The sequence below is a fragment of the Salinibacterium sp. genome (assembly GCF_031364185.1).
In the GTDB taxonomy this organism is placed as follows: domain Bacteria; phylum Actinomycetota; class Actinomycetes; order Actinomycetales; family Microbacteriaceae; genus Rhodoglobus.
In genome coordinates this window covers 1-15,760 of sequence record NZ_JANLVV010000104.1, presented here as the reverse complement: position 1 = coordinate 15,760, position 15,760 = coordinate 1, and the positions used below count along the sequence as shown (strand labels likewise).

Annotated in this window: 16 protein-coding genes and 1 tRNA gene; 16 read left to right on the top strand and 1 reads right to left on the bottom strand. The window is 64.7% G+C overall.

Annotated features, from left to right (window positions below; genetic code table 11):
- Positions 1–13: 13 nt before the first annotated feature.
- The 16 genes from RMN95_RS05000 (at position 14) to RMN95_RS04925 (ending at position 15,592) form a co-directional block, all read left to right on the top strand.
- Entirely contained in the window at positions 14–694 is a 681-nt protein-coding gene (locus RMN95_RS05000) for a class I SAM-dependent methyltransferase (protein ID WP_309615853.1), read from the top strand.
- Between the two features lie 120 nt (positions 695–814).
- Positions 815–1,003, top strand: a complete 189-nt coding sequence (locus RMN95_RS04995) for a DUF4244 domain-containing protein (protein WP_309615852.1) — start codon at positions 815–817, stop codon at positions 1,001–1,003.
- A complete protein-coding gene (locus RMN95_RS04990; RefSeq protein WP_309615851.1) occupies positions 1,000–1,137 on the top strand; it encodes a hypothetical protein in 138 nt (45 codons plus the stop codon). Before RMN95_RS04995 ends, RMN95_RS04990 begins: the two co-directional genes overlap by 4 nt.
- A 218-nt stretch (positions 1,138–1,355) precedes the next feature.
- On the top strand, positions 1,356–1,724 hold the full coding sequence (locus tag RMN95_RS04985) for an Rv3654c family TadE-like protein (RefSeq protein ID WP_309615850.1): 369 nt from the start codon (positions 1,356–1,358) through the stop codon (positions 1,722–1,724).
- Between the two features lie 81 nt (positions 1,725–1,805).
- Entirely contained in the window at positions 1,806–4,607 is a 2,802-nt protein-coding gene (gene topA, locus RMN95_RS04980) for a type I DNA topoisomerase (protein ID WP_309615849.1), read from the top strand.
- Positions 4,607–5,230, top strand: a complete 624-nt coding sequence (gene tmk / locus RMN95_RS04975; RefSeq protein ID WP_309615848.1) for a dTMP kinase — start codon at positions 4,607–4,609, stop codon at positions 5,228–5,230. Before topA ends, tmk begins: the two co-directional genes overlap by 1 nt.
- 266 nt (positions 5,231–5,496) lie before the next feature.
- Positions 5,497–6,660: a DNA polymerase III subunit delta' gene (locus RMN95_RS04970; RefSeq protein ID WP_309615847.1), complete on the top strand. Its 1,164-nt coding sequence runs from the start codon at positions 5,497–5,499 to the stop codon at positions 6,658–6,660.
- Positions 6,657–8,189 (top strand): alpha/beta hydrolase, encoded by a 1,533-nt coding sequence (locus tag RMN95_RS04965; RefSeq protein WP_309615846.1) that lies wholly within the window; start codon positions 6,657–6,659, stop codon positions 8,187–8,189. The genes RMN95_RS04970 and RMN95_RS04965 overlap by 4 nt, the downstream gene beginning before the upstream one ends.
- Before the next feature lie 37 nt (positions 8,190–8,226).
- Complete coding sequence (locus tag RMN95_RS04960) at positions 8,227–9,795, top strand: alpha/beta hydrolase (RefSeq protein WP_309615845.1); 1,569 nt, start codon at positions 8,227–8,229, stop codon at positions 9,793–9,795.
- A gap of 102 nt (positions 9,796–9,897) precedes the next feature.
- The gene (locus RMN95_RS04955; RefSeq protein ID WP_309615844.1) at positions 9,898–10,539 is read left to right on the top strand and encodes a helix-turn-helix domain-containing protein; all 642 of its coding nucleotides are present in this window, start codon (positions 9,898–9,900) and stop codon (positions 10,537–10,539) included.
- 43 nt (positions 10,540–10,582) lie between these two features.
- A tRNA-Thr gene (locus RMN95_RS04950) sits at positions 10,583–10,655 on the top strand.
- 191 nt (positions 10,656–10,846) lie between these two features.
- Positions 10,847–11,716, top strand: coding sequence for a hypothetical protein (locus RMN95_RS04945; RefSeq protein WP_309615843.1), 870 nt, complete (start codon positions 10,847–10,849; stop codon positions 11,714–11,716).
- A gap of 265 nt (positions 11,717–11,981) precedes the next feature.
- Positions 11,982–12,713 carry a hypothetical protein gene (locus RMN95_RS04940; RefSeq protein ID WP_309615842.1) on the top strand — a complete coding sequence of 244 codons (732 nt, stop codon included), beginning with the start codon at positions 11,982–11,984 and terminating at the stop codon, positions 12,711–12,713.
- Positions 12,714–12,752: 39 nt separating this feature from the next.
- Positions 12,753–14,183, top strand: a complete 1,431-nt coding sequence (locus RMN95_RS04935) for a D-alanyl-D-alanine carboxypeptidase (RefSeq protein ID WP_309615841.1) — start codon at positions 12,753–12,755, stop codon at positions 14,181–14,183.
- A gap of 19 nt (positions 14,184–14,202) precedes the next feature.
- Entirely contained in the window at positions 14,203–14,802 is a 600-nt protein-coding gene (locus RMN95_RS04930) for an isochorismatase family protein (protein ID WP_309615840.1), read from the top strand.
- A 1-nt stretch (position 14,803) separates the two neighbouring features.
- Positions 14,804–15,592 (top strand): RNA methyltransferase, encoded by a 789-nt coding sequence (locus RMN95_RS04925; protein ID WP_309615839.1) that lies wholly within the window; start codon positions 14,804–14,806, stop codon positions 15,590–15,592.
- Between the two features lie 47 nt (positions 15,593–15,639).
- Here the strand turns inward: RMN95_RS04925 and RMN95_RS17110 are convergent, their stop codons facing one another.
- Positions 15,640–15,753: a DUF6855 family protein gene (locus RMN95_RS17110; protein ID WP_397545249.1), complete on the bottom strand. Its 114-nt coding sequence runs from the start codon at positions 15,751–15,753 to the stop codon at positions 15,640–15,642.
- Positions 15,754–15,760: the final 7 nt, after the last annotated feature.

Genomic DNA, 15,760 nt, shown 5'->3' with positions numbered 1-15,760 from the left:
TAATGCAGCACCGATGACGGCGAACGACGCCCTGATGAAGGATGTCCTCGGGTGGGATGTGCGCACGTGGTCGGCCGCGGTCGAATTCTGGGAGCGCGCTCTGCCGCCAACCGCGACACCGCTACGGTGCCTCGAAATCGGCGCCGGACCGGGTGGGCCGTCGCTATGGCTTGCGCTGAGGGGTCACACCGTCGTGTGTTCGAACCTGGCGAATACGGCAGCCATGGCCTCGCCGCTTCACCACGAGTACGGGGTCTCTGCCCAGATCGAGTACCGCGACATCGATGTCACCGCCGTGCCGTACGAGAACCATTTCGACGTGGTGATCTTCAAGTCGGTGCTGGGCGGCGTGGGGTCGCTGCAGGGTGAGGCGATGGCCCAGATTCTCAGGTCACTGAAGCCAGGCGGGCTCCTGCTGTTCGCCGAAAACATCCGCGGCACGATATTTCATCGACTGGCGCGGGCGATTGCGTACCGGCTTCGCGGAACGTCGTGGCATTACCTGTCCCTCGCCCAGATGACGTCGCTGTTGAGCGGATTCTCGAGCGTCGAGACCCACACCACTGGCGTTTTTGCCCTGTTCGGAAACACCGAGTCACGGCGCCGCAAGCTGGCCTCGTTCGATCGCCACGTTGCCAATCGCCTGGTGCCTCGGTCATGGAAATACGTCAGCTACGGGTCTGCGACAAAGTAACCTCCCACTTCTCGTCCACATCGGCTTCGTCACTCTCTTCTGCACCAATCGGCTCCAGCCCTCTCACCACGGCGACCCTCCGGGCAAGACTCGATGTGCTCGGGCAGGAGAGGAAAGATCGTGAAGAAACTTGGTGTGGCAGGTCGAAAACTGCTGACGGACGAGAGTGGCGCGGCGACCGCGGAATACGCGATTGCGACCATGGCGGCGGTCGGGTTTGCGGGGTTGCTGGTCGTCATCATGCGCTCGGATGAGGTTCGCGGCATGCTGACCGACATCATCCGCACGGCGCTGTCGATTCCGGGATGACGCCGCCGGCGCGCGATCGCCGGCGACTGCTCGACAACCGCGGCAGTGTGACCGCGGAGTTCGCGGTCACGCTGCCGGCGGTCATCCTGGTGCTCGCCTGCTGTTTGTCTGGCCTCCAGGTGGCAGGGCAGTAACTGCGACTGCAGGATGCAGCCTCCGCCGCCGCGCGCTCGCTGACACGGGGCGACTCGGCCTCCGCCACGGCCGCGCGGCTGATGCCGGGCGCGACGGTCTCCGAGCGCTCCGACGGCGACGTGGACTGCGTAACCCTGACCGTGAGGTCATCCGCCGCAGTGGGAACGCTGCTTGGCATCACCCTGACCGCGTCCGGCTGTGCGCTCGGCGGTGGAAAGTGAGCGGCGGGTCGCCATCGAGCCTGGCATCGGATGACGGCGCGGGATCCATCCTCACCGTCGCCATTATCGGGTCGGTAGTGGCGCTCACCATGGTGGTTCTTCCCGTGTATGCGGGGTTCGCTGCACGGCGGTCGGTTGCCGGTGCGGCGGATGCGTCGGCGCTCGCCGCGGCCGACACCGCCGTGGGACTGCTTCCGGGCTTCCCCTGTGACGCGGCGTCCACCGTGGCGGCTGCGAACGGGGCAATGATCACCGCCTGTGTTGTGGACGGGCTGGTCGTCACCGTGACGGCAAGTCGGGCGGTGCTGGGGATTGCGGTGACGGCAGTGGCGACCGCGGGGCCTGTCGGTGCCGGGGTGGATTAGGTGAGTAGGCGGTTGGTGTGTGTATGGTGGCGCTGATGGCGGCTGTCCCGCCCTTTCTTTCGTCTGAACCCAAGGAGTACCGTGCCGGGCACGAAGAAACTCGTCATCGTCGAGTCGCCGACCAAGGCAAAGACGATCGCCCAGTACCTGGGCGATGGCTATGAGGTTCAATCATCGGTCGGTCATATCCGCGACCTCATTGAGCCCAAGAATCTGCCGCCGGAGCTGAAGAAGGGCTCGCTCGGTAAGTTCTCGGTCGACGTCGAGAACAGGTTCGAGCCGTACTACGTGGTCTCCGACGCGAAGAAGAAAACGGTTGCCGATCTGAAGCGAGCGCTGGCCGGTGCAGACGAACTTTTCCTCGCGACTGATGAAGACCGGGAGGGTGAAGCCATCGCGTGGCACCTCCTGCAGGTTTTGAAGCCCAAGGTCCCGGTCAAGCGGATGGTGTTCCACGAGATCACCAAAGAGGCGATCAAACATGCCACCGAGAACACCCGCGAACTCGACACCGCACTGGTCGACGCACAGGAGACCCGCCGCATCCTGGATCGCCTCTATGGCTACGAGATCTCTCCAGTGCTGTGGCGCAAAGTCGGCCCCGGTCTCTCTGCCGGTCGAGTGCAGTCCGCTGCGACTCGCCTGGTGGTGGATCGCGAACGCGAGAGACTCGCCTTCGTCACCGCAGGCTACTGGGACCTGATCGCGCAGTTCACGCCCCAGGCGGCTCCGCAGCAGTTCGAGTCGAGGCTCGTGCGGCTCGACGGCAAACGCATCGCCGCCGGGCGCGACTTCGACGATAAGGGCAAGCTCAAGGGCGACTCGGTCGTCGTGGATGAGCAGACCGCCCAGTCTCTTGCCGAAGCCCTACGCGACCCGAGTGTCCCGATCACGGTCACGAGTGTCGAGTCAAAGCCATACACTCGACGCCCGGCCGCCCCCTTCACCACGTCGACGCTGCAGCAAGAGGCCGGTCGGAAGCTTCGCTTTTCGGCACGACAGACCATGAGCGTGGCGCAGTCTCTGTATGAAAACGGCTACATCACCTACATGCGTACGGATTCGCCCACGCTGTCGCAGCAGGCGATCGATGCGGCGCGCAACCAGGCCAGAAAGCTCTACGGGGCCGAGACCGTTCCCGATAAGCCGCGTGTGTACTCGGGTAAAAGTAAGAACGCCCAGGAGGCCCACGAGGCAATTCGTCCTTCCGGAGACACCTTCCGCACGCCGAGCGAGGTGGCTTCTGCGCTGCGCGGCAACGACTTCAAGCTGTACGACCTGATCTGGAAGCGCACGGTCGCCTCGCAGATGGCGGATGCGAAAGGGTCGACGGCATCCATCACCATCGGCGCCGGCCCGACTCCAACGGGGTCGATGGCAGAGTTCGTCGCCACCGGCACTATCATCACCTTCCGGGGCTTCCTGCACGCCTATGAGGAGGGTCACGACGAGGTGCGCAACGAGGCGGCAGAGCCGACGGAGGCAAAGCTGCCCCCGCTCACCGAAGGCCAGTCGCTCACCCTTGTCGAAGTCGAGGCCAAGGGGCACGAGACCTCGGCTCCGCCGCGCTATACCGAGGCCAGCCTCGTCAAGACGCTCGAAGAGCTCGGGATCGGGCGCCCATCGACCTACGCGTCCATCATCTCGACGATCATCGACCGCGGATACGTGACCCCTCGCGGTCAGGCCCTGGTGCCCAACTGGATTGCCTTCTCGGTGGTGCGACTTCTCGAGGAGTACTTCGCCGACCTGGTGCAGTACGACTTCACCGCGGGCATGGAGGATGATCTAGACCGCATCGCCGGCGGCGAAGCCGACCGAGTCGAGTGGCTCACCGGATTCTATTTCGGCAGCGAGAAGCACCGCGGGCTTCGCACGGTGATTGACAACATGGGCGAGATTGACGCACGGGAGATCAACTCGATCGCCATCGCGGATGACGTGACCCTGCGCATCGGAAAGTACGGCCCCTACCTGGAGGCGCCGGGCGACAACCCCGAGACGCCGCGCCGGGTGAACATCCCGCAAGAGCTGGCGCCCGACGAATTGACAGCGGCGAAGGCCCGGGAGCTGATCGACGCTCCGGTGGTGGGCGACCGCGTGATTGGCCTCAACCCCGACAACGGCAAGCAGATCGTGGCGAAGGACGGGCGGTTCGGGCCGTACGTCACCGAGCTCGAGCCCGAACTGCCCCCCGTTGAGGCTGAGTTTGTGCTCGACAAGAAAACGGGTGAGCTGAAGGAGAAGAAAGCGAAGAAGGTCGCGGTCGTCAAGCCGAGAACCGCATCCATCTTCTCCTCAATGGATCTGGCCACCGTCGATCTTGACACCGCCCTGGCCCTGCTGTCGTTGCCGCGCGTGGTCGGCGTGGACCCCGAGTCAGGAGTCGAGATCCTGTCGCAGAACGGTCGCTTCGGCGCCTACTTGAAACGAGGGGCCGACACGAGGTCGCTCATTTCCGAAGACCAGATCTTCGAGATCGACCTCGCCGGGGCGCTCGAGTTGTATGCACAGCCGAAGTACGGCGGGCGCGCTGCATCCAGTGCCCTGAAGGAATTTGACGTTGACCCGGTGAGCGAGAAGCCGATCAGGATCAAGGATGGCCGCTTTGGTGCCTATGTCACCGACGGGACGACCAACGCCACCATCCCGCGCGGGGAAGATATCGACGACATCGACTTTGAGCGCGCCGTGCAACTGCTTGCCGATAAGAGGGCCAAGGGGCCGGCCACGAAGCCGGCAGCGAAGAAAGCCGTGGCCAAGAAGCCCGCTGCCAAGAAACCGGTGGCGAAGAAACCGGTGGCCAAGAAGCCCGCAGTGAAGAAGCCCGCTGCCGCGAAGCCGGCAGCCCCCCGCGCCGCAGCCGCCGCGAAGTCGGAGTAATGGCCGGGCTGTTCATCACCCTTGAGGGCGGTGATGGGTCGGGCAAATCCACCCAGTCGGACATCCTGGTGCGCTGGCTGGAGAAGGCCGGGTATACCGTGATTGTCTCGCGAGAGCCGGGCGGAACTGAACTCGGGCTTGAGTTGCGCGAGATCGTGCTGCACCGTCGCGGTGACATCGCGCCGCGCGCGGAGGCACTGATCTATGCCGCGGACCGCGCCCACAACATCGCAACGAAAGTGCGCCCGGCACTGTTGCGGGGGGAGATCGTGGTGCAGGATCGCTATCTCGACTCCTCCGTTGCGTATCAGGGCGCCGGTCGGGTTCTCGGCGGTGACGAGGTGCGCGAGATCTCGCTCTGGGCCACCGAGGGAATGCTGCCGGACCTCACCGTGCTGCTTGACCTCCACGAGGCCGCGGGCAAGGATCGCCTCGCCGATTCTCGCACCCGGTATGACCGCCTCGAGGCCGAGGCGAACGACTTCCACGGCCGGGTGCGTGCCGGCTACCTGGAGCTGGCCGCGGCCGAGCCGGGTCGATTCCTTGTGTTGGATGCGCGCGACACCGTCGAGACCATCGCCGGTGCCATCCGCGCCCGGGTCGAGTCGCTGCTCACGACCTGACTCAGCAGTTCCTGACACTGCCATGCCCGCGCAGTATCTCCCGCCGAGCCTCCCGCCCATCGAGAACGCCACTTTTGCTGCCCTTTCGTCAGCAGACCCAGCAGAAGTGGCGATCTCGATGCCATCCCGGGCTCGGATCGCTCGCAGCGCCCGGCAGCGACGTGGTTGAGTCGGGACCCGCAGTGGGGGTGTGACCATCCTCGACGCCGGCCTCCAGCGACGCCCGGGTAGGCCAGGCTGTCGGGCGCACCACCTAGGCTGGGCGGATGGCAGTCTGGGACGAACTGACGGGGCAGGCCGACGCGATTGCGATCGTCGAGGCAGCGGCATCCGCGTCAGCGATCGGCGGCTCGGGTAATTCGTCGATGACGCACTCCTGGCTCATCACGGGACCGCCCGGGTCTGGCCGCTCCAACCTCGCCTATGCCTTCGCCGCGGCCCTTCTCAGCCCCGGCACTCCCGAGGGTGATGCCGCAGCCGCGCGACAGGTAGCCGCGCGCACCCATCCCGATCTCGGCGTGCTCAGTACCGAGCGGGTGATCATCGCCATCGAGGAGGTGCGCGCACTGGTCGCAACCTCGCAGTTCTCACCGTCCGTCGGCCGGTACCGTGTGATGGTCATCGAAGATGCCGACCGCATGGCCGAACGCACGTCGAACGTGTTGCTGAAGGCACTGGAAGAACCTCCGCCGCGCACGGTCTGGATCCTCTGTGCGCCGAGCGAGGCAGACCTGATCCCGACGATCCGATCGCGCGTGCGCACCGTGCGGCTGCGGGTTCCGGATGTCGCCGATGTTGCCGAGCTCCTGCAACGCCGGGACGGAGTGGATGCCGCGACCGCGACCCGCGCGGCCCGAGAGGCCCAGTCACACATCGGGATGGCGCACCGGCTGGCCACCAACGCCGACGCGCGGGAACGTCGAGAACGCACTCTCGATCTCGCGCTCGGAATTCGTTCAGTGTCGGGCGCGGTGATGGCGGCTTCCTCGCTGCTCGAGCTGGCGAAGGCGGACGCCGTCGCTATTACCGAGCAGCGGGATTCTGACGAGCGTGATTCGGCGCTCCGGTCACTAGGCATCGAGCCCGGCGGCACCATCCCGCCAGCGCTGAGAAGCCAGCTCAGAAATCTGGATGACGACCAGAAACGTCGCGCCACCCGTAGCCTGCGCGATGGCATCGACCGCATCATGGTCGATCTGCTCACCCTTTACCGCGACATTCTGCTGCTTCAGCTCGGCGCCCCGGGGGAGCTGATCAATGTGCGTATTCTCGACCGCATGCAGGCCGCGAGCATCTCGTGCACCGCCGTGGATACGCTGGCGACGATGGATGCTATCGCCACGGCCCGCGAACGCATCGAGAGTAACGTGCCACCCGCACTCGCCCTCGAGGCCATGCTCATCACCGCCATCCGCAGGAGCAGAGCATGACGCGACGGGCCGTTACCGCCGTGGCACTGGCGATGATCGTACTGGTGCCCCTGAGCGGCTGCGTGTCATGGTTCCTGCCACCCTCGGCGGGCTCGACGTCGACTCCGACAGCGGAGGATGTGGCCCCGGGGCTCGAACCGTTCTACACCCAGGTGCTGACGTGGTCGAACTGTGATGGCGGGATGCAGTGTGCCACCGCAGAGGCTCCGCTGGACTGGAGCGACCCGGGGGGCGACGCGATCAACCTCTCGCTCGTTCGCCAGCCCGCGACATCCGGAACTGCTCTCGGATCGTTGCTCGTGAACCCAGGAGGGCCCGGCGGATCCGGGTTCGATTTCGTCAAAGATACTGTCGACTACGCGACCGACGAGAGGCTGCAATCGAGCTTTGACATCGTCGGCTTCGACCCCCGCGGCGTGAACCGATCAACGCCGGTGACCTGTTACAGCGACCCGTCAGAGCTTGATGCCTTCATCTACGACATTCTGCCCGGCGCCCCCGGTTCGGATGGGTGGATCGCTGCCGCCAATGCGACGACCGCGAAGTTCGGTGAGCGCTGCCTCGAGCTCACAGGGCCGCTACTGGGCCATGTCGACACTCCGAGTGCGGCGCGCGACCTCGACATGCTCCGGGCGATCCTGGGCGACGAGAAGCTCAACTATCTCGGATACTCCTACGGCACGCTGCTCGGCCAGGTGTATGCGGAGCTGTTCCCGACAAAGACCGGTCGGCTGGTTCTGGATGGCGCTGTTGACCCGGCGTCGGACGATTTCGAGGGCACCGCAACGCAGGCGCAGGGTTTCGAGAGCGCGCTGAAGGCCTTCCTGGAGGATTGCCGCTCGCAGAAAGACTGCCCGTTCTCCGGATCGGTGGATGCTTCGCTGACGACGATTCGCGCACTGCTCGACGCCCTCGACGCCAGCCCGATCGCGAACGCCGATGGCCGGCAACTCGGCAGCGGCGCGATGTTTACCGCGATCATCCTGCCGCTGTACAACGCCGACAACTGGGGCTCACTCCGACAGCTGTTCGCGACGGTCTTCACCGGAGATGCGAGCTACGCCTTTGAGCTTGCTGACACCTACAACGGGCGTGACCCCGACGGATCTTATGCGGGAAATCAGACCGAGGCCTTCATCAGCATCAACTGCCTCGACGCGCACGGTGATGGCGACATCACGCAGATGCGTTCCGAAGCGGCCGAACTAACCAGGCTCGCCCCGGTGTTCGGCCCACAAATGTCATGGGGTGGCACGGGATGCCCGAACTGGCCGGTTCCGTCGAAACGGGATCGCACTCCCATCGTCGCGCCCGGCTCGGCCGACATCATCGTGGTCGGCACGACCAACGACCCGGCAACCCCGTACTCGTGGGCTCAGACGGTGGCGGCGACGCTCGAGAACGGTCATCTTGTTACCTATGACGGTGAGGGGCACACCGCGTACAACAAGTCGAATGACTGCGTGAACAACGCTGTCGATGATTTCCTGATCGCCGGCACGGTCCCATCGGCAGATCCGAAATGCTGATTCCCGCCTCGTCGGCCGCGCCCGTTAGTATCTCGATGTGACCTCAGCATCCTCCCGATCTACGGCCCGTCGCGGAAAAGTAGCCGTTCGCGCTGGCGCACTGACTGTGCTCCCTCTGCTGCTTCTGAGCGGCTGCTTCTTCGGCCCACAGGCCTTGCAGTCCGCGACCTCGACACCCACGGGGGAGGCCGTAGCGGCCGAGCTGGCACCGTACTACGAACAGGTGCTCAACTGGACGGACTGTGACGACGGGGCGCAGTGCGCGACGGCAATTGCGCCGATGGACTGGTCCAACCCGTCGAGGGAGACGGACATCACGCTGGCGTTGGCCCGCCACGCCGCGAAGGGCACGGCGAAAGGCTCGTTGTTCGTCAACCCCGGAGGGCCGGGCGCCTCCGGGTACGACCTCGTCCATGATGATGTCGACTTCGCCGTGAGTTCGGCGTTGCAGCAGGACTTCGATGTCATCGGCTGGGATCCGCGAGGGGTAGGGCGCTCCACCCCGGTAACCTGCTACGACGACGCAGGTCTCGATCAGTTCATCTTCGGCCTCCCCACCGCGCCGGAGGGAAGCGCCGAGTGGCTGACCGAGGTGACAAAATCCGCCGTCGACTTTGGCCAGGCCTGCCTGAAGAACACCGGCCCCGTGCTCCAGTTCGTCGACACCCAGAGCACGGTTCACGATCTCGACATGTTGCGGGCCATCGTGGGTGACACGACCCTGAACTACCTGGGGTATTCATACGGCAGCGACATCGGCTCGTATTACATCGAGAACTTCCCGTCGAAGGTTGGGCGCATCGTGCTGGATGGCGCCACTGATTCCTCGATCTCGGTGTTCCAGGTCGGGCTTGTGCAGTCGAAGGGCTTCCAGCTGGCGCTCGAGAACTACCTGGCAGCCTGTCCTGACTTATTCGACGACTGCCCGTTCACTGACGGTGTCGATGCAGCACTGGTGAGCATCCGGGCCCTTTACGATCGGTATGACGCCAACCCGGTTGCCGCTCCCGATGGCCGGATGATGGATGCCGGCGTCCTCGACATCGCGATGAGCGCGGCCCTGTATTCGCAGGATTCGTGGCAGTATCTGAATGATTTGTTCTCGGAGGCCGAGAATGGAGCCACCGAGACCGCCTTCTTCCTCGCCGACTTCTACTACTCGCGTGATACTGACGGCACATACACCGACAACTCGCTCGAGGCGTTCCTCGCGATCTACTGCGTCGACTACCCTGCCGAAACCGACCCCGCTGTGCTCGCCCAGCAGGAGGTCGAACTCCAGGCGGCGTCGCCGACGACATACCGATCTTCGCCCCCGGTCGGGGATTTGACCTGCATTAACTGGCCCTATCAGTACATCGGCACTCCGATCACCGAGCTGACGGGCGCTGGCGCGGCGGATGTGCTCATCGTGTCAACGACAGGCGACCCCGCGACACCGTACGAGTGGGGCGTGGCACTCAGCAAACAGCTCGAGAGCGCTCACCTGGTGACGTTCGATGGTGAGGGGCACACGGCCTACAACAAGGGCAATGCCTGTGTGGATTCCGCTGTTGACGACTATTTCGTGTCGGGCACGGTGCCGACATCCGACCCCCGGTGTTGATGACCCCCGGTGTTGATGAGACCCGGTGTTGTTGAGACCCGGTATTGAATCCACTTCAACGTCGCGACGGCGCAAAATTGCACAGCGTGCAAGAATAGAGCCATGACGATGGATGCCGCGGCGCCGGGCCTGCGCGAACGCAAGCGTCTCGCGACCCGAAGGGCCATCCAACTGGCGGTGCTCGAACTGGTGGCGGAGCGCGGTCTCGACGGCGTGACCGTGGACGAAGCCAGCCGGGTTGCCGACGTCTCTCCTCGCACCTTTTTCAACTACTTCGCATCCAAAGAAGAGGCCTTGATGGGTGATCCGCCCGAACTGCCCTCCCGCAGCGCCGTCGAGGAGTTCGTAAACGCGGGCACCTCCGGCGGACTACTCGCTGGTATCAACCGCCTTCTCATCAGGGCCACCGAAGGTTCCACGAATGACATCGAGATGTTCCACCGGAGGCATGCCCTCCTGAAACAGTATCCGCAGCTTTTCGCCATGCGCATGGCCACGATGCGCCGCTTCGAGGAGGAGGTCGCCGCGGTGGTGGCCCGCCGTCTGCTGATCGATGACCCGACGTTGGCTGTCGACGTCCGTCACCTCGCCGAAAAGTCACGGCTCATCACTCTTGTGTCGTTTGCCGCAATGCGGCACGCGTGGACCTGCTGGGCTGATGGGGAATCGCCCTCGCAACTCTCAGAGCGGCTCACGCAGTCGTTCGACGAACTGAGAAACCTGTTCGCGTCGTCGACCGCATGAAACTCGGATAAGCTCTCATCCTGTGCCTCGGATACCTGGGCCCGCCGCCTTAGCTCAGTCGGTAGAGCATCTCACTCGTAATGAGAAGGTCAAGAGTTCGATTCTCTTAGGCGGCTCCGATCCTTTCGCCAGACTCGCGGGTTATGTCCCCCTTTCGGTGGACACGTACGCACAAAGTCGCCCCCAGTTCGGGGGATCCCGGGTGAGAAATGTCCCCTGATGGGTTGCCACAGCATCCTGGCGCTTATAACGTTCTCGAAGGCGCACGATCGTGGGGATTGCGCCACTGCGTACGGGGGTACACGCCATGAAGAAATCTGCATTCCTGACTACGGCCGTCGCCGTCACAGTCGTTGTTCTCGCGGTTGTGGGCGGCAGGGCCACCGGGCTCGATAGCTCCGCTGCAGCAGACGTCGGCCTGTACGGTCAACCATTCAGCTCGATACCGGCATCGGACTCCTCCGATCAGCGAACAACTATCGCGGCAATCGATGGGCCGACGGGAAATTCCTTTCTCGAGGCGAAGCCCGCAATGACTAAATTCTTAGGTCGTAGTTCAGGACGTGTACCGAAACAGCCCGCGCCCAAACCGGCCGCGGTGGCCGCTGCGGATGTGCCTGCCGCCGGCGCGGCGGGTGCTGGTGCGGAAGGCGAATCCCAGGCGGCGGCGCAGGCTGCTCCTGAGCCGCAGGGTTGCCCCGGGGATGCTGGCGGCGGCGTCGGCGGCGCTCCCGGGTACTCCTCCGCTCAAGGCGTCGCAGGGACAACGTCAGATGACCTCGCGTCGTTCGCATACCAATACAACGGGATCAGGGTGGCGAATTGCCTGCAGCCAATTCCCTACGGCAACTTCTACTATGACTCCTGCATGGAGGAACGACTGTTCTGGATGGCGGAGTCACCGAGCGCCGACCCACTTGATGCCTGGGGCCACATGGGCTCTGTGCGGGCAGATGGGGTTCCGAGCGCCGGATGCGACGGCAACCTGGCCGGTGGCTCAGACAATTCCGGCGCGACCGTGGCCCAGAAATGGTGGGACTCGTACGACCATCGACTCTCGCTGTATCGACCCGACAGCGGGGTTGACGGAGCGTGCATCGCTTTTGCGATGACTCACGGTGGTATCGACGAGCCGTACTCCTTCACGCGATCGGCAGCGCGCTGGACCGGCTGCTGAATCGCTACCATCTCGTCGCACCCTTCGCCCTCGTGCCGGGTGAAGGAAACGTAGCGTCCTTCGGCAGGAGGCTGCGGTCGGTTGGACTTGCGGATGCCGTACCCCGCAATGAACGGGCCTGACCAGCGGGATGCCCCCAAAAAGAGGGTGAAACCGCAGGTTCTGTACCCTGCCGCTTGCCACCGGCGTCCGGCAGGCCATAGCTTTACCCCCAAGGCACTCGACCGTGGGGATCGTGCCATCGTGCTACAGGGGGATACACATTATGAAAAAGCTTTTTATTCTGACGTCGGTCTTAGCCGCCGGTCTCGTTCTCACGTCTCCGTTCGTCGGTGCCGGCGGTTCGGGATTCGGCGGGTCCAGTGCGACTGCCGCGATTTCGGCTGCGCCGTCTCTTTCGCCGGTCACAGTTCCGACAGCACCACGTGTCGTCGCAGCACCGCGGGTGATCATCGCCAAGACCACGAGAGCTGGTGCGACCATCGCTACCCTGGTCGGCCCGCAGGGCCAAGCTTGCCCCACAGTCGCCAGCGGAACGGTTGGTCTGGCACCGGGAATAACCTCAGCCGGGGGAGTGGCGGGTACTACTTCGAACGACCTCGCCTCTTTTGCCTACAAATACAACGCGATCCGGATCGCGAATTGCCTAGACCCGATTCCCTACGGCAATTTTCGCTATAACTCCTGCATGGAGGCGCGACTGTTCTGGATGGCAGAGTCGCCGAGCCCCAGTGTGCTTGACGCCTGGGGGCACATCGGCTCCGTGCGTATTGACGGCGTTCCCAGCACCGGTTGCGACGGCAATCTCGCGGGCGGATCGGGAAACACTGGCGCAACCGTGGCGCAGAAGTGGTGGAATTCAAGCTCGCATCGCGCCTCACTGTACCGCCCGGGCACCAGCATTGCGGGGGTGTGTATTGCCTTCGCCCTGACCCACGGCGGTATTGACGAGCCATACTCCTTCACGCGATCGGCAGCACGCTGGACCACCTGCTAAGCCGCGGCATTCACCAGGCGCCCTCGGTATCATTGCCGTGTGAGTGACACGCAGCAGTCCTGGGCACCGGCGGCCGGGGGAATGCGGGCACTCCTGGCGAAGCATCCCACCGTATGGCTGGTCACCGCACTCGCGATAGTGTTCGTCATTCTGGGCACCGGCGCGGTTTACTTCGGCGCCTCACTGTCGCAGGCGCCGACCGTTGCGGTAGTCACTCCGACTGGCGTGGCCACTGCGGACGCCGCGCGGCTCATACCCGAGGGGCTGCCGCCAGCGAGCCGACTCCGCACCTGTACCGTCGGAGCCGCCGCGGTTGATCCGTTGCTGGGCAATCTTGCGGCATCCGTGATCAACGTCAAGACCGGCGAAACGCTCTTCGATCGCGGAGGGGCGTCGCCGCAGAGCCCGGCGGGAGCACTGCAGCTGGTGACGGCGGCAGCGACGATCGCGACGCTCGGACCACAAGCGACACTGTCGACGAAGGTTCTCGACGGGACGACCCCAGGATCGATCGTGCTCGTCGGGGGCGGCGACCCGACGCTGTCGACGACTCGAGACAGCGTGTATGCCGGCGCGCCGTTGATATCTGACCTGGCGACCGCCGCCATGGCCAAGTACGCGATCGCCCACCCCGGAGTGCCGGTCACCAGCATCGTCCTCGATGCCTCCCTCTGGGATCCCGAGGATAAGTGGGATTCGTCGTGGCCCACATCCGAGCGCACCGAGGGCTATCTCCCCTTCATCACCGCGCTCATGGTCGACGGTGATCGAGCAGATGCGACGCAGTTGATCAGTGCGCGCGGGGACGACCCGATCGCGAGAGCCGGGCAGGCGTTTGCCACCGCGGCTGGCCTGACCGGGGTGACCTTCAGCAGGGCGCCGGCGACAGGCACGACTGTTCTCGCTACCGTCACATCCCAGCCTGCGTCGACGCTCATCAGCCAGATGCTGATGAGCAGCGATAATGCTCTCGCCGAAATGCTGGCCCGTGCGGTCTCCCTCAAACAGGGCGGCGGCGGCACGTCGGCCTCTCTGCAGAAGTCCATCTCCGGCGCCATGGCAACGCTGTCCATGACGGGCACGGACGCGCTGATCATCAAGGACGGGTCCGGTGAGAGCGCCAATAACGGTGTGCCGCCCCTGTTCGTGGCGCAGCTGACGGTGAAGCTAAACGCTGGCGAAAAGGGGCTCGACGTGGTGCTGGACGGGTTGCCCAGGGGTGGCGCGACCGGCGATCTGGCCGACCGGTTCACCGGCGATAATGCGGTGGCGGGCGAGGCGGTCCGGGCCAAATCCGGATGGATATTTCGGGAGCGTTCGCTAGCCGGCGTGCTGACCGCAGCCGACGGAACCCTCCTCAGTTTCGCGTTCTACGGCCTGGGCGAGGCCATCACCTATGACACTCGCGAGGCCCTCGACGCCCTCACGACGGCGGTCTATGCCTGCGGCAACAACCTGAGCAACAACTGACCGGAGCGGGGTGGCGCACGTGAGCACGGCACTGTTCATCATCGACGTGCAGAACGATTTCACCGAGGGCGGATCCCTGGGGGTGGATGGCGGTGGTGCGGTCGCCGTCGGTGTCGCGCGACTCGTGCGGGAGCATTCTGACCGCTACGACCAGGTGTTCGCGTCGCGAGACTGGCACGACATGGGCAACGACAACGGCGGGCACTTCAGCGATGTTCCGGATTTTGTCGACACCTGGCCGGTGCACTGTGTCGCGCACACGGCCGGGGCCGAATACCATCCGGCCCTTGAACTTCCCGCTCGAGTGATCCACGTGCGCAAGGGCCAAGGCGCTCCCGCGTACTCGATTTTCGAGTGCATCACAGAGGAGGGCGAATCGGTTCCGGATGCGCTCAACCGACTTCGAGTCACCGACATCGACGTGGCCGGCATTGCCACGGACTACTGCGTGCTGGCGTCAGCTCTTGATGCGATCGCCGCCGGCCGGCGAGTGCGGGTTCTCAGCGACCTCGTGGCCGGGGTTTCATCAACGTCGAGTGCGGCTGCGCTCAAGCGACTCGCCGCGAGCGGAGCCACCGTGGTCGGGTCGGCGCTGGTCGACATGCCCGGGCGAGACTGAGATGCCGGTCATTCCGATCACCGATCTCGACGATCCACGTCTCGCTGATTATTCGCACCAGACGGATGTCGCGCTCAAAAAAGCCGGGGGCACGGGGCTCGGCCTGTACATCGCCGAGTCGGCTCTCGTGCTCGAGCGCGCGCTGCGAGCCGGTCACCGGCCGCGATCGGTGCTCGCGCTCGGGGGGAGCGTCGCCGAGGCCGTCGCGCTGGTGGGTGACGACGTGCCGGTGTTCTCCGGTCCCCCGGAGTTACTCGAGCAGCTCACCGGATACCTGCTTCATCGCGGGCTCATCGCGTCGCTGTACCGGCCACCGCTGCCGAGAGTCGACGAACTGCTCAAGAATGCGCGGCGGGTGGTCATTCTCGAGAACATCGCGGACCCGACCAACGTTGGTGCGATTTTCCGGTCGGTGGCGGGCATCGGTGCCGACGCGGTCCTGGTGACCCAGCGCTGCTCGGATCCGTTCTATCGCCGGGCGATCCGGGTCTCGATGGGCACGGTGCTGCAGGTTCCCTGGACCCGCATCGGGCCGTGGGGCGACGCGCGGACGCAGCTCGCGGGGTTCCACATCGCGGCCCTCGCCCTCCGCGATGATGCGGTGCCGCTGCGTGAGTTTGCTGCCACGGCACCCGAGCGAGTCGCCCTCGTGCTTGGCGCGGAGGGGGATGGGCTCACTCCGGACGCTCTCGCTGCGGCCGACACTGTGGTGACGATCACCATGGCGCACGGCATAGATTCGCTGAATGTCGCCGCGACCGCTGCCGTGGCGATGTATGCGCTTGCCTAGGTTGCTCACATGCCTGGTTTATTCAAATGCCTAGATTACTCACATGTCTAGATTGCTCGCATGCTGTTGTTGCGGGCGTCGTGGGTGAGTTCGGCCGTACCGAGTAGTTCGAGTAGCGGCGGAAGATACATCCCGAATCGACCTCGGTATCCCTTGCGCAGGCCGTAC

What these genes read in the sequence shown, in the direction of transcription:
- RMN95_RS05000 (WP_309615853.1), top strand. Translation starts at nt 14, where the DNA reads ATGACGGCGAACGACGCCCTGATGAAGGATGTCCTCGGGTGGGATGTG.
- RMN95_RS04990 (WP_309615851.1), top strand. Translation starts at nt 1,000, where the DNA reads ATGACGCCGCCGGCGCGCGATCGCCGGCGACTGCTCGACAACCGCGGC.
- tmk (WP_309615848.1), top strand. Translation starts at nt 4,607, where the DNA reads ATGGCCGGGCTGTTCATCACCCTTGAGGGCGGTGATGGGTCGGGCAAA.
- RMN95_RS04970 (WP_309615847.1), top strand. Translation starts at nt 5,497, where the DNA reads ATGGCAGTCTGGGACGAACTGACGGGGCAGGCCGACGCGATTGCGATC.
- RMN95_RS04965 (WP_309615846.1), top strand. Translation starts at nt 6,657, where the DNA reads ATGACGCGACGGGCCGTTACCGCCGTGGCACTGGCGATGATCGTACTG.
- RMN95_RS04955 (WP_309615844.1), top strand. Translation starts at nt 9,898, where the DNA reads ATGACGATGGATGCCGCGGCGCCGGGCCTGCGCGAACGCAAGCGTCTC.
- RMN95_RS04945 (WP_309615843.1), top strand. Translation starts at nt 10,847, where the DNA reads ATGAAGAAATCTGCATTCCTGACTACGGCCGTCGCCGTCACAGTCGTT.
- RMN95_RS04940 (WP_309615842.1), top strand. Translation starts at nt 11,982, where the DNA reads ATGAAAAAGCTTTTTATTCTGACGTCGGTCTTAGCCGCCGGTCTCGTT.
- RMN95_RS04925 (WP_309615839.1), top strand. Translation starts at nt 14,804, where the DNA reads ATGCCGGTCATTCCGATCACCGATCTCGACGATCCACGTCTCGCTGAT.